The 12,747-nt window shown below is 72.1% G+C and carries 9 protein-coding genes and 1 pseudogene; 6 read left to right on the forward strand and 4 right to left on the reverse strand.

Features of this window, described 5'->3' with window-relative positions; genetic code table 11:
• Nucleotides 1-823 precede the first annotated feature (823 nt).
• Complete coding sequence (locus tag ACIQOU_RS17380) at nt 824-1,408, forward strand: TetR/AcrR family transcriptional regulator (protein ID WP_401537792.1); 585 nt, start codon at nt 824-826, stop codon at nt 1,406-1,408.
• A gap of 568 nt (nt 1,409-1,976) precedes the next feature.
• Here ACIQOU_RS17380 and ACIQOU_RS17385 read toward each other — a convergent pair.
• The gene (locus ACIQOU_RS17385) at nt 1,977-2,945 is read right to left on the reverse strand and encodes a helix-turn-helix transcriptional regulator (RefSeq protein ID WP_401537577.1); all 969 of its coding nucleotides are present in this window, start codon (nt 2,943-2,945) and stop codon (nt 1,977-1,979) included.
• 28 nt (nt 2,946-2,973) lie between these two features.
• Here ACIQOU_RS17385 and ACIQOU_RS17390 point away from each other — a divergent pair.
• The 4 genes and pseudogenes from ACIQOU_RS17390 to ACIQOU_RS17405 all read left to right on the forward strand — a co-directional run.
• A pseudogene (locus ACIQOU_RS17390) lies at nt 2,974-3,576 on the forward strand (MFS transporter); the annotation flags it as partial.
• A gap of 614 nt (nt 3,577-4,190) precedes the next feature.
• Nucleotides 4,191-4,952, forward strand: a complete 762-nt coding sequence (locus tag ACIQOU_RS17395) for a DeoR/GlpR family DNA-binding transcription regulator (protein WP_401537578.1) — start codon at nt 4,191-4,193, stop codon at nt 4,950-4,952.
• Nucleotides 4,949-5,896 (forward strand): 1-phosphofructokinase, encoded by a 948-nt coding sequence (gene pfkB / locus ACIQOU_RS17400; protein WP_401537579.1) that lies wholly within the window; start codon nt 4,949-4,951, stop codon nt 5,894-5,896. The genes ACIQOU_RS17395 and pfkB overlap by 4 nt, the downstream gene beginning before the upstream one ends.
• A 358-nt stretch (nt 5,897-6,254) precedes the next feature.
• Nucleotides 6,255-8,363, forward strand: coding sequence for a fructose-specific PTS transporter subunit EIIC (locus ACIQOU_RS17405; protein WP_401537580.1), 2,109 nt, complete (start codon nt 6,255-6,257; stop codon nt 8,361-8,363).
• Nucleotides 8,364-8,668: 305 nt separating this feature from the next.
• On the opposite strand, the gene ACIQOU_RS17410 is transcribed toward ACIQOU_RS17405, so the two are convergent.
• The 3 genes from ACIQOU_RS17410 to ACIQOU_RS17420 form a co-directional block, all read right to left on the reverse strand.
• Nucleotides 8,669-9,415, reverse strand: a complete 747-nt coding sequence (locus ACIQOU_RS17410) for a DUF6227 family protein (protein WP_401537581.1) — start codon at nt 9,413-9,415, stop codon at nt 8,669-8,671.
• 207 nt (nt 9,416-9,622) lie between these two features.
• Complete coding sequence (locus tag ACIQOU_RS17415; RefSeq protein ID WP_401537582.1) at nt 9,623-10,846, reverse strand: Ig-like domain-containing protein; 1,224 nt, start codon at nt 10,844-10,846, stop codon at nt 9,623-9,625.
• 164 nt (nt 10,847-11,010) lie between these two features.
• The gene (locus ACIQOU_RS17420; RefSeq protein WP_401537583.1) at nt 11,011-11,970 is read right to left on the reverse strand and encodes a zinc-binding alcohol dehydrogenase family protein; all 960 of its coding nucleotides are present in this window, start codon (nt 11,968-11,970) and stop codon (nt 11,011-11,013) included.
• 127 nt (nt 11,971-12,097) lie between these two features.
• Between ACIQOU_RS17420 and ACIQOU_RS17425 the strand changes: the two genes are divergently transcribed.
• On the forward strand, nt 12,098-12,571 hold the full coding sequence (locus ACIQOU_RS17425) for a MarR family winged helix-turn-helix transcriptional regulator (RefSeq protein ID WP_401537584.1): 474 nt from the start codon (nt 12,098-12,100) through the stop codon (nt 12,569-12,571).
• Nucleotides 12,572-12,747: the final 176 nt, after the last annotated feature.

Raw genomic sequence — 12,747 nt, forward strand, 5'->3', positions numbered from 1 at the left:
CCGTGGTGGGGTTTTGCGCAGTTCCCCGCGCCCCTGGGAGGGGTGCGTGGTCGGGTGCGGCGCCGTGGTGGCTGGTCGCGCAGTTCCCCGCGCCCCTGGGAGGTGCGAGGTGCTTGCGGCCTGTGGGCCCGTGCGGCGCCGTGGTGGGGTTTTGCGCAGTTCCCCGCGCCCCTGGGAGGGGTGCGTGGTCGGGTGCGGCGCCGTGGTGGCTGGTCGCGCAGTTCCCCGCGCCCCTTTAGGTGCGATGTGGGCGCGGTCGGTGGGCCAGTGCGGCGCGGTCGGGGAGGGTCGCGTCCGCGCGGTGTGGCCGCGGATCGATGCAGGCCCATGGGTGGTCGTGCCCGTGCGGCGGAACCCCAGATAAACGGCGGGCCGGGTGGGGTGGCTGCGGGGCAAGCACGACGGAGCCGCACCCTTCCATGGACCCCCACCCCATTCGGCCCCTGTTTTCAGGGGCGCGGGGAACTGCGCAAACCCACGGCGGCGCCGCACGGGCCCAGAGGCCGAGACCACATCTCACCTGTCCAGGGGCGCGGGGAACTGCGCAAAACACCACGACGGTGCCGCACGGGCCCACCGGCCGCGACCGCATCGCACCTCCCCAGGGGCGCGGGGAACTGCGCAAAGAGCCTGCGACGCCGCCGCACCCCACCAGCGGCCGAACTCACCGCACCCCCCGGAGGGGCGGGGCACCCCGAACCTGAACCCCGGGGTGGCCCGCCGAATGGCAGATTGTGCCACATGGGCATAGCCTGCCGACGTGAGTAGCTCCACTTCAGCCACCCCCGCTTCCTTGACGGAACGTCGCAAGGCCGCGACCCGCATGGAGATCGCCCAAGCCGCAGCAAGCCTCTTCGTGAGGCAGGGCCTCCGAGCCACCCGCGCGGAGGACATCGCGAGGGCCGCCGGCATCGCCCCCCGCACCTTCTACCGCTACTTCGCGACGAAGGAGGAAGCCGTCGCCCCCCTCTACGCGGAGGGAGCCCAGCGCTGGCGCGAGGCGGTACGGACGGCGCCCGCCGGAATGACCGTCCCGCAGGCTCTGGAGCACGCCGTGCGCTACACCCTCACGCCGGGCGCCGGAGTGACCGCGGCCTCGTGGCAACTGGGCCGCGCCCTGCTCCAGTTGACGGACAGCAGCCCGGCACTGGCCCGCGTCTGGGCCGAGGTCTGCCTGGAGTCGGAGGACCGCCTCGCCGAGGTACTGCGAGAACGGTGGGGCAACGGCGAAGAGGGCACCGGCGACGGCGAGTTGAGGTTCGCGGCAGCCGTCGCAGGCGCTGTCGTGAGGGTGGCCGTGGAAAGCTGGGCCGCCGACGAGTCCCCGGCGTCAGGGGCCGAGGAGCCCGCAGCGGGCGCGCTGCGCAACCTCGCGGCGCTGGAGGGGTTCGCGTGGGGAGGCGGGTGAGAGTGGCGGGGCGGCATCAGGAGGAACAGGCGGCCCGAGTCGGCCGTTCGCCCAACTCCGGTGCCCAGTAGCGGGAGTTGGGCCGCCGACGAGTCCCCGGCATCGGGGTCCGAGGAGCCCGCGGCTGGCGCGCTGCGCAACCTCGCGGCGCTGGAGGGGTTCGCGTGGGGAGGCGGGTGAGAGTGGCGGGGCGGCATCAGGAGGCACAGGCGGCCCGGGGCGGCCGTTCGCCCAACTCACCTGCCCAGTAGCGGGAGTTGGGCTGCCGACGAGTCCCCGGCGTCAGGGGCTGAGGAGCCCGCGGCGGGCGCGCTGCGCAACCTCGCGGCGCTGGAGGGGTTCGCGTGGGGAGGCGCGTGAGTGCGGCCGGGCGGCATCAAGATGCACCGGTCGCCCGGGGCAGCCGTTGGCCCAACTCCCGTGTGCAGTAGCGCGAGCAGGTTGGGGCAGCCGGGCGGCATCAAGATGCACCGGTCGCCCGGGGCAGACGTTCGCCCAACTCCCCTGTGCAGTAGCGCGAGCGCGTGAGTGCGGCCGGGCGGCATCAAGAGGCACAGGTCGCCCGGGGTTATGACGTGGCGGCCGACCTCAGCAGGCGTTCGGCCAGCTGTCGTGCCCCGTCTCGTAGTTCCGGTGGCTGCTTGATGGTGAACTCGTGGCCGAGGAGGGCGAGTCGTAGGGCCAGCCACTCCGGGGCCTCGCTCGAACGGGTCCGCAACCGGCAGTGCCCCGCGTCGAGCGCCTCCGGGGTGCCGAGCGCGGCGGGGACGCGCCCCGCGACGGCCTCGGCGGGCGCGGCGACGGTGACGTCGACGTCGTAGGACGGGTGGCGGCCCCGCATCGAGCGGCGCAGGAACTCCGCCGCACCCCCCGTCGGCAGCTCCCGGGGTGTGAAACGGGCGCCGGTCGCCAGCGGCTCGCTCACCCGGTCGACGCGGAAGGTGCGCCAGTCGGCACGGTCGACGTCGTGGGCGACGAGGTACCAGCGACGCCCCGTGGAGACCAGTCGCCAGGGCTCGGTGAGGCGGCGTGACTCGGTGCCGTCACCGGCCCGGTAGGCGAAGCGGAGGCGCTCGTTCCCGGCGATGGCCGAGGCGATGACGGTCAGCGTCTCGGGGGCGATGCTCGCGCCGTCGCCGCTGGTCAACGGCGTTGTCGCGGCCTGCAACGTGGCGACCCGGTGACGCAGCCGGGACGGCAGGACCTGCTCCAGTTTGGCGAGGGCGCGCACGGACGCCTCGTCCACGCCCTCCAGTGCGTGCCCCGCGCCGGCGCGCAGCCCGACCGCGATGGCGACCGCCTCCTCGTCGTCGAGGACCAGCGGCGGCATCGCCTTGCCCGCGACGAGCCGGTAGCCGCCGTCGGCGCCCCGGGACGCCTGGACGGGATAGCCGAGGTCGCGCAGTCGGCCGATGTCACGGCGGACCGTGCGCCGCGAGACGCTGAGCCGCTCCGCCAGTTCGCCGCCGGGCCATTCGCGGGGCGTCTGGAGGAGCGAGAGGAGGTGCAGCAGCCGGGCCGGAGTGTCCGTCGTCATGTCGTCGAGGGTGCCGCAGAACTAGGACATGAAGTGGCCTATTGGCTGTCTGACCTCACCGCATGACCGCACACGAGACCGCCGCCCGCCGCCCGCCGCCCGCCGCCCGCCGCCCGCCGCCCGAGCGGACCGGCGTCGCTGGTTCGCACTCGCCATCGTGATGACGGCGGCGTTCATGGACCTCGTCGACGTCACGATCGTCACCCTCGCGATCCCCTCCCTCCAGCGCGACGAGGGCGCGACGTTCAGCCAGATCCAGTGGATAGCCGCCGGTTGCGCGCTCGCCTTCGCGGCGGGCCTGATCACCGGCGGACGCCTCGGTGACATTCACGGCCGCAAACGGCTGTTCCTGCTCGGCATCGGCGGCTTCACGCTCGCATCCGCGCTGTGCGGGCTCGCCGTGAACCCGGAGATGCTCGTCGCCGCACGCGTCCTGCAAGGCGGGACGGCCGCGATGACGGTGCCGCAGGTCCTGTCGATCGTGCCCGCCACCTTCCCGGCGCACGAGCGCGGCACGGTCTTCGGGCTCTTCGGCGCGGTCGTCGGCCTGGGCGCCGTCTCGGGCCCGCTGCTCGGCGCGCTGCTCACCGAGTGGAACCTCTTCGGCCTGGAAGGGCGCCCGATCTTCCTGACCACCTGACCCCAGCTCAGATCGGCCCCGCCTTCGTCAACGCCTTCCAGAACGACCTGAGTTGGGTCGCCGCGGTGCTGGGCGCGATCTTCCTGCTGATGTTCGCCCTGCCGAGGCGCCCGGTCCGCCCGGGGAGGAACCGGAGGCCGGCACGGGCACGGACATGTCCAACGACGCCAACGACGCCGACGACACCAACGATGCCGAGGGCGCCGTTGGCGGGGAGGAACCGGCGTGGGCGGCGGGCCTGACTGTCTGAGCTGTCGGCGGCTCACCACGACCGTGGCTGTATCTCCACCGTCCCCGATGCCCGTTTGTGTCTGCTCCACATCCGAACCTGTTTACTTTTTGGAAATCCGCACGTAGCCTCCGACTGAAATCACACGTTCGGGCATCGATCGGGAACGAACCGGGAGCGGCCGGACATCGGAACGGCCCGGCCGATCCACCGGATCGACCAGTTCAAGCCGATCAACCGGACGGCTTGATCGGATCGGTGGACCGGAGCGGACCGACGGACCGGATCAGGCCGATCGGACGGACCGGATCAGGCCGATCAGGCTGATCAAGACGATCAAGACGATCAAGACGACCGAGGCGAAGGCAGGTGGGACATGTACGCACCGGAGCGGCAGCAGGAGATCCTCCGGCTCGCCCGTGACGGCGGCCGGGTGGACGTCGTGTCGCTGGCCGAGGAGTTCCAGGTGACGGCGGAGACCATCCGCCGCGACCTCAAGGCCCTCGACCGCGCGGGCCTGCTGCGCCGGGTGCACGGCGGCGCCATACCGGCGGGCCGCCTCGACTTCGAGCCGGACCTCAGCGAACGCGAGACCACCGCCGCCGACGAGAAGGACCGCGTCGCCAAGGCCGCCGTCGCCGAACTCCCCAGCGGCGGCACGCTCATCCTCGACGCCGGCACCACCGTCGCCCGGGTCGCCGGAGCCATCCCGCTGGACGCCACCCTCACCGTCGTCACCCACAGCCTGCCCATCGCCGCCCGCCTCGCCGACCACCCCGGCATCCAGCTCCACCTGGTCGGCGGCCGGGTCCGGCACCGCACCCGCGCCGCCGTCGACGCCTGGGCCCTGCGCGCCTACGGCGAGATCCGCGCCGACGTCCTGTTCGTCGCCGCCAACGGATTCTCCGCCGACCACGGCCTGACCACCCCCGACCTCGCCGAGGCCGCGGTCAAGAGCGCGGCGATGGCCGCCGCCCGCCGCGTGGTGCTGCTCGCCGACTCCTCCAAGCACGGCGAGGAGCACTTCGCCCGCTTCGGTGACCTGAACGATGTGGACCTGCTGATCACCGACAGCGGGCTGAGCCCGGAAGACGCCGCCGTCATCGCACGCGGCGGCACGGAAGTAGTGCGCGCATGATCCTCACCGTCACCCCCAACCCCTCCCTCGACCGCACCTACGAGGTCCCCTCGCTGGAGCGCGGCGAGGTCATCCGGGCCACCGGCGAACGCATGGACCCCGGCGGCAAGGGCGTCAACGTCTCCCGCGCCGTCACCGCCGCAGGGCAGCGCACGGTCGCCGTCCTGCCCCTCGGTGGTGCGCCCGGCGCGCTCGTCGCCGACCTGCTCGACGCCCAGGGCATCGAGGTCGCCCCGGTCCCGGTCGCCGGAGCCACCCGCTCCAACATCGCCCTCGCCGAGGCCAACGGCGTCCTCACCAAGATCAACGCCCCCGGCCCCGAACTCACCCCCGCCGAACAGGAACTCCTCCTGGAGACCGTCCGCTCGCACTCCCGCGACGCCGACTGGATCGCCTGCTGCGGCAGCCTCCCCCGGGGCCTCGCACCCCAGTGGTACGCCGACGTCGTCGCACAGGCGCACGCCGGGGGAGCGCGGATCGCACTGGACACCTCCGGGCGCGCGCTCCTCGAAGCGCTGCGGGAACGCCCCGACGTCGTCAAGCCCAACGCCGAGGAACTCGCCGAGGCCGTCGGACGCCCCCTGGCGACCATCGGCGACGCCGTGAAGGCCGCCGAGGAACTGCGCGGGATGGGCGCCCGCGCCGTCCTCGCGAGCCTCGGCGCCGACGGCCAGCTCCTCGTGGACGACGCCGGTGCCTGGTTCGCCAGCGCCCGCGTGGACACCGTCCGCAGCAACGTCGGCGCCGGTGACTCCTCCCTCGCCGGGTTCCTCATCGCGGGCGGCACCGGGCCCGACGCCCTCGCCTCCGCCGTCGCCCACGGCGCCGCCGCCGTCCAGCTCCCGGGCAGCGTGATGCCCACCCCGGCCGACCTGGACCCCGCCGCCGTGACGGTGACGGCGACCATCCCGACCGACCGCCCGCTGACGGAGCCCACCTCATGAACGGCGCCGCCGGGACCACCGTTGGACCGCCTATAACGGCGACAACAGCGACAACAGCGACAACAGCGACAACGGCAACAACGGCGACAACGGCGACAACGGCGACAACGGCGACAACGGGGCAGGCCACCGGCCCGACCCAGTTGCCCAGGGCCGACCCGCCCCAGGGAGCGCGGCCCGCGGGCCACCATCCCGCACCCGACAGACTCGCGGTCGGCGGGACCGCGGCCGGTGACAGGCGAGGCCGGCACGGCTCGCCCCGCACCGGCGATCTCCCCGCCGCCCCCCACTACGTGACCCCCGTCCCCCTTTCCGCCCACCCCACACCCCGGGCGATACGCGTGCGAAGGAGCCCGCGATGAGCGACATGATCACCGCGGACCTGGTCGATCTCGACCTGTCCGCCGACACCAAAGAGGCGGCGGCCCACGCCCTCGCCGAACGCATGGTCGCCCTGGGGCGGGTGACCGACCTCGACGGGTTCCTCGCCGACGTCGCCGCCCGCGAGGCCCAGATGCCGACCGGCCTCGACGGCGGCATCGGCATCCCGCACTGCCGCAGCGCGCACGTCACCGAGCCGACCCTCGCCTTCGGCCGCAGCGCCGACGGCATCGACTTCGGCGCACCCGACGGCCCCGCCGACCTGATCTTCCTGATCGCGGCCCCGGCGGGCGCCGACGACGCCCACCTCACCATCCTGTCGTCGCTGGCCCGCCAGCTCATGAACACCGAGTTCACGGACGCCCTGCGGTCGGCCGGGGACGCGGAAGGGGCGGCCGCGTTGATCCGCGGCGACGCCCCCGCCCAGGGCGCCTCGACCGAGGGCGCCCCCGAGAACACCGCTGCGACGCCGGGGGCGGCCTCCGCCGGCGCCGCAGCGGGCAGTAGCGGCACGACGGCACCGGAGAAGGAGACGGCCGCGCAGACGGAGTCGGCGAGCGCCACCCCCGCCGCCACGGCCGCCGACCAGCCGTTCCGGATCGTCGCCGTCACCTCCTGCCCCACCGGCATCGCCCACACCTACATGGCGGCCGAGTCGCTGGAGAACGCGGGCCGCGACGCCGGCGTCGAACTCGTCGTCGAGACCCAGGGTTCGGCCGGTTTCACCCGGCTCGACCCGGACGTCATCGCGGCGGCGGACGGCGTGATCTTCGCCCACGACGTGCCGGTGCGCGACAAGGACCGGTTCGCCGGGAAGCCGACCGTCGACGTCGGCGTGAAGGCGGGCATCAACCGCCCCGCCGAGCTGATCACCGAGGTCCGCGGCAAGGCCGAACGCGGCGAGGTGACCGCCGCTTCCGGCGCCGCCACCCCCGTCGAACGCTCCGGCGACACCGGCGAGGGCTACGGCACCCTGCTCCGCAAGTGGCTGATGTCCGGCGTGAGTTACATGGTCCCGTTCGTCGCGGCGGGCGGTCTGCTGATCGCCCTCGGCTTCGCGATCGGCGGCTACACCGTCAACAAGGCACCGTCGGTCATGGACCACTTCGTCTGGACCCAGTCCGGCAGCTGGGCCGCGCTGCTCTTCCAGATCGGCGGCGTCGCCTTCGCCTTCCTGGTCCCGGTGCTGGCCGGTTACATCGCCTACGGCATGGCCGACCGACCAGGCCTCGTGCCCGGCTTCGTCGGCGGCTCGATCTCCCTCACCATCAACGCCGGCTTCCTCGGCGGTCTGGCGGCCGGTCTGATCGCCGGTGGCGTGGTGCTCGGCATCCAGAAGGTGAAGATCCCGGCGGCGCTGCGCGGCATCATGCCGGTGGTGGTGATCCCGCTGATCTCCTCGGCGATCGTCGGTTTCCTGATGTTCGTCGTCATCGGCAAGCCCATCGCCTCCGCCCAGAAGGGCATGACGGACTGGCTCAACGGCCTCACCGGCTCCAACGCCATCCTCCTCGGCGCCCTCCTCGGCCTGATGATGTGCTTCGACCTCGGCGGCCCCGTCAACAAGGTCGCGTACACCTTCGCCACCGCCGGTATCGCCGTCGCCAGCCCCAGCGACTCCGCCATGAAGATCATGGCCGCGGTCATGGCGGCCGGCATGGTCCCGCCGCTCGCGATGGCGCTGGCGACGACCGTGCGCGGCAAGCTCTTCACGGCCACCGAGCGCGAGAACGGCAAGGCCGCCTGGGTCCTGGGCGCCTCCTTCATCTCCGAGGGCGCCATCCCGTTCGCCGCGGCCGACCCGCTGCGCGTCATCCCGTCCTCGATGGTCGGCGGCGCGATCACCGGCGCCCTGTCGATGACGTTCGGCGCCACCCTGCGCGCCCCGCACGGCGGCATCTTCGTGGTCCCGCTGATCGGCAACCCGTTCCTCTACCTGATCGCCATCGCGGCGGGCGTGGGAGTGACGGCGGCGCTGGTCGTCGTTCTGAAGAGCCTGCGCAAGCAGACGCCGGGCACCCCGGGCACGGCGTCGACGGACGGCACCTCCGCGGCCTCGCAGAAGAAGCAGCCGATAGCAGCCTGACCCCACCTCAAGGGGCGCCTGCCCCCACCCCGAGGGACGTCACCGCCACCGCGAGGTGCGAACGCCCCCGAAACCGACGGCCGTCGAGAACCACCCCGGAGCCAGCCGCAGGGCCGCCCGGGGCCGGTTCCGACGGCCGTCGACATTGCGGGCGGGGGAGGGACAGGCGGGGGCGGAGGAGCGGCAGGGGAGCGCAGGGGCGGGGCAAGGGAGGCGCGGGGGAGCGGCAGGTGTGAGGGACAGGGGCGGGCTGAACGGCCTTGTAGGCCGGGCGTCTTGGCAGGCACGGGGGCGGACAGTCCAGGTCAGAAGATGCGGGCCGCCCGTCGCTCCATCGCGTCCCGTGCCGCGTCCTGGGTCGGATACACCTCGCACATGTGCCGCCCGTCGGGCGTCGCCGTGTGCTCGACCTCCCAGAGGGAGACCTCGCTGCCGTCGTGCAGCAGGAAAGCGTGCTCATAGAGCGAGAAACTGAGCCCGGAACGCCCCGCCCGCCCGCACCGCCCGAACGCCTGCGTGATCTGGTGCGCGAACGCCGTCGTCAGCAAGGCGGCCGTCTCCGGGCCCGGCCGGTCGTCGTTCTCCGCACGGCGCAGAAGCCGGCGCGCGTGATCCGCCGAGTCCGCCGACTCATACGTGTGCCGCGGCTCGGGCAACGGTGCCAGCCGGACCGTCACCGGCATCTCGAAGTCCGGCGCGTCCGGCGGCAACGGCAGCCGCGCGGTGGCCGTGCGTAACTCCTCCTCGTCGACATACACCTCGTGCTGCGCCTCACGCCCCGGCGCCGTGTTGTGCACCAGCTCCCACAGGGTGAGCGCCGTGCCGTCGACGAGCAGCCAGGTGTGCCGGTACGTCTCCCGGTGCAGCCCGGCACTGTGGTGCGCGGAGTGCAGCGAACTGTCGTACGCCAGCGCGCAGTCCAGCCGCCTTATCGTGTCGTCGGGCAGCTCGAAGGAGTTGAGCGCACGGCCGAGGAGTCGCGCGAGGTGCTCCTCCGGAGACTCGGGCGACTCGGGTGGTTCGTGCGCTGCCGTCTCGTACGGAACGCTCAAGGTCTCTCCCGGCGTTGCTGCATGTCACCTTGTGGGTGCATACCGTAGCTCCTCGGTCGGACATCATGTCCGGGAACCGAGAAAACGTACGCCCGGAAAACGCGCGGGCCGCGCGAGAAGTTCCCGCGCGGCCCGACGAACCGTCAAAAGTCCCTGCTCAAAGCCTTTTCCCACAGTCAAGCAACGGTCAAACGACGGTCGAGCCGCTCACGCGGCGCTGCCCGCGACCCACTCGCTCCACGACATGTTCCAACCGTTCAGCCCGTTGTCGGGAGACACCGTCTTGTCCGGCGAGTTCTTCACCGTCACGACGTCCCCGACCAGGGAGTTGTCGAAGAACCACTCCGCCGGCGTGCCACCGAGCCCGCCCCGCGCGCCCGCGAGCCCCACACAGCCATGGCTGGTACCCGACTGACCGAACGGCGGATTGGCCTTGTTGTACCAGTAGTTGCCGTGGATGAACGTCCCCGACGTCGTCAACCGCATCGCGTCCGGCACGTCCGGGATGTCGTACTCGCCGCCCAGACCGACCGTCTGGCTGTTCATCCGCGTCTGCCGGAACTTCTCCGAGATCACCATCTGCCCGTTGTACGTGGTGTGTTCCGGGCTGCCCGACGAGATCGGGATCGTCTTCAGCGTCTTGCCGTCCCGCACGACCGTCATGGTCTGCGTGTTCACGTCCACCGTCGAGACCTGCGACCGCCCGATGGTGAACGTCACCGTCTTCTTCTGCACGCCGTAGACGCCGTTCGCGCCCTGAACGCCGTCCAGGTCGATCTTCATCGTGACCTTCGAGCCGGCCTTCCAGTACTCCTCCGGCCGGAAGTCGAGCCGCTGCGCCCCGAACCAGTGCCCGACGACCTTCTGCCCACTGCTCGACGACACCGTGATGTGCGACTGCACGTCCTTCTTGTCGGAGATCACCTTGTCGAAGTTGAACGACACCGGCATCCCGACCCCGACCGTGGTCCCGGCGTCGGGCGTGTACGTCCCGATGAAACTGTTCGCCGAAGTCACCGTCGTGAAAATGGAGTTGGCCGCCGCCGTCAGACCGCTGGAGTCCTTCGCCGTCGCCGATATCTGGTACTTCGTCCCGCGCTCCAGCTGAGCCGACGGCTTCCAGCTCGCGCCGTCCGCAGCTATCTCCCCGGCCACGGCCTGACCGCTCCCGGCCACCGTCATCTTCACGTCGGTCAGCTTGCCCCCGCTGACCTTCACGCCGGTGGAGTTGATCGACGCGGTGGTCGAACCGTCCTTCGCCGAGATCGCTATCTTCGCGGCCGACGTCTTCGCCGACCCGCTCTTACTGTCGCTGCCGCCGGTCGAGTTGGCGTTGGCGTCGCCACCGCAGGCGGTGAGGGTGAGGGCACCGACCATCAGGACGGCACATGCCCCCAGTGCGCGCCGTGCTGCTATGTCCGGCGTTGTCACGGGCTGCTCCAGGTTCGTGTGAGGTGCGTGATCCGCTCCACTGCACCCAACAAGAGCCCAGAACCCCCCACCAAGGTTCACTCCATACGATATGAAGGCCATCACGTGACAGAACCGCGACAATCCGCCGCCGCCGCGAGGGCGGGAGGGGGCGGCAACGCCGCTCAGGGCACCAGCACGACCCGCTCGCCCGGCCCTACGGCGACGTCCCACGCCCGCTCGACCTCGGCCAGCGGCATCGGAACCGGGTGCACGGAGAGCGCCCCGGCGCTGATCAGCTCGGCGAGGGCGGGGAGTTCGGCGACGATGTCGGCGGTGGCGACGGAGCCCTGCCCGCTGCCGAGGACGCGCAGACCGGCCTTGCGCAACAGGGCGGACGGCAGCGTCAGGTCCTGGCCGGCCATCGACCCGATCTCGATCCAGTCGAGCGCCCGTGAACGGTCGGCGCGGGCGGTGAGCAGCGCGGGCATGACCCGCTCGGTGACGTCGCCCCACAGGTAGTCCAGGACGACATCGACGTCGGCGGCGCTCCTGGCGACCCGTTCGGCGGCCTCGTCCCCCTCGCCGAGCAGCGAGACGGTCTCGTCGGCGCCGAGCGCGGGCAGCAGCCCGAGCCGCTCGGGGTCACGGCCCGCCGCGACGACCCGGCCCGCCCCGAGGTGCTTCGCGATCTGCACGGCGAGCTGTCCGGCGTTGCCGGTGGCGCCGAGGACGAGAACGTCGGCGCCCGCCCTGAAGCCGATCCGGCGGCGCAGCGCCACCCAGGACGACATCCCCGGGTTCATCGCGGCGGCCACCGCGACGGGGTCGGTGCCCGGTGCCAACGGGGCGGCCCGGCGCCGGTCGACGACGGCCCGCTCGGCCAGGGTGCCGACGGTGTCGTCCAGGGCGACGAAATAGAGCAACTCCCCTTCGGCGGTACGGCCGACCGCGTCGACGCCGGGCACCATCGGCAGAGCGCCGTCAAAGGAGTAGTGGCTGCCGCTCGCGCCGGACCGCACGCGGGGGTGCAGGCCCGCCGCCAGAACGTCGACCAGGATCTCGTGTGCGCCACGCGGCGCGGGTGTCTCGAAGGTGCTATAGCGGGGCGGTGCGTCGAAGGAGTGGACGACGGCTGCGTACACGGGGGCCTCCCGGATTCCGGAATCGAACCTATAGTTTGTTCCACGTACTACTCCGAAGGTAGTTTGTTTCACGTACTACGTCAACAACCGTCAACAACCGTCAACAACCGTGAACGGAACGTGCCCGATGCCGACGCCGACGCCGATGCCGACACCCGACGACCCCGCCCTCGACGAGCCGCACACCACCGTGGACGCCCTGGTCCAGCTGTCGTTCCTGATCCAGGGAGAACTCGCCCGCATCGCCGCCGACCACGACCTCTCACTCATCCAGGTCCGCCTCCTGGGCATCCTGCGCGACCGCCGCCCCGGCATGCTCGAACTCGCCCGCCACCTGGACCTGGACAAGTCCTCCATGACCGGCCTGGTCACCCGCGCCGAGAAACGCGGCCTGGTCCGGCGCGAACGCTCCCCGCACGACGGCCGAGGCATCCTGGTGACCCTGACCCCCGCAGGCACCACCCTCGTGAACACCTGCGCGCAGCAGGTGCAGGCCCGGATCGCGATACTCGCCACCCCCCTCACGACACGAGAGGGCGACCAACTGCGGCTACTGGCAACCAAATTGCTGACAGCCCACGGTGAGGGGCTGCTGCCCTGAGCGGTGTGAGGTGCCAACGGGCTCTGGGGGGGGGGGGGGGGGGGGGGTTGGGGGGGGGGGGGGCCGGGGGGGGGCGGGGGGGGGGCGGGGCGGGGCGGGGGGGGGGGGGGGGGGGGGGGGGGGGGATTCGTGGGTGGCCGGTGCGGGGGCGGAGTCTGCTCCGGGTCCCGAACTCA

The organism is Streptomyces sp. NPDC091279, from assembly GCF_044757465.1.
Lineage (GTDB): Bacteria > Actinomycetota > Actinomycetes > Streptomycetales > Streptomycetaceae > Streptomyces.

Bases quoted from the DNA above. Each gene is read 5' to 3' on its own strand.
- ACIQOU_RS17380 (WP_401537792.1), top strand. From the start codon at position 824: ATGGAGATCGCCCAAGCCGCAGCAAGCCTCTTCGTGAGGCAGGGCCTC.
- ACIQOU_RS17385 (WP_401537577.1), bottom strand. From the start codon at position 2,945: ATGACGACGGACACTCCGGCCCGGCTGCTGCACCTCCTCTCGCTCCTC.
- ACIQOU_RS17395 (WP_401537578.1), top strand. From the start codon at position 4,191: ATGTACGCACCGGAGCGGCAGCAGGAGATCCTCCGGCTCGCCCGTGAC.
- pfkB (WP_401537579.1), top strand. From the start codon at position 4,949: ATGATCCTCACCGTCACCCCCAACCCCTCCCTCGACCGCACCTACGAG.
- ACIQOU_RS17405 (WP_401537580.1), top strand. From the start codon at position 6,255: ATGAGCGACATGATCACCGCGGACCTGGTCGATCTCGACCTGTCCGCC.
- ACIQOU_RS17425 (WP_401537584.1), top strand. From the start codon at position 12,098: ATGCCGACGCCGACGCCGATGCCGACACCCGACGACCCCGCCCTCGAC.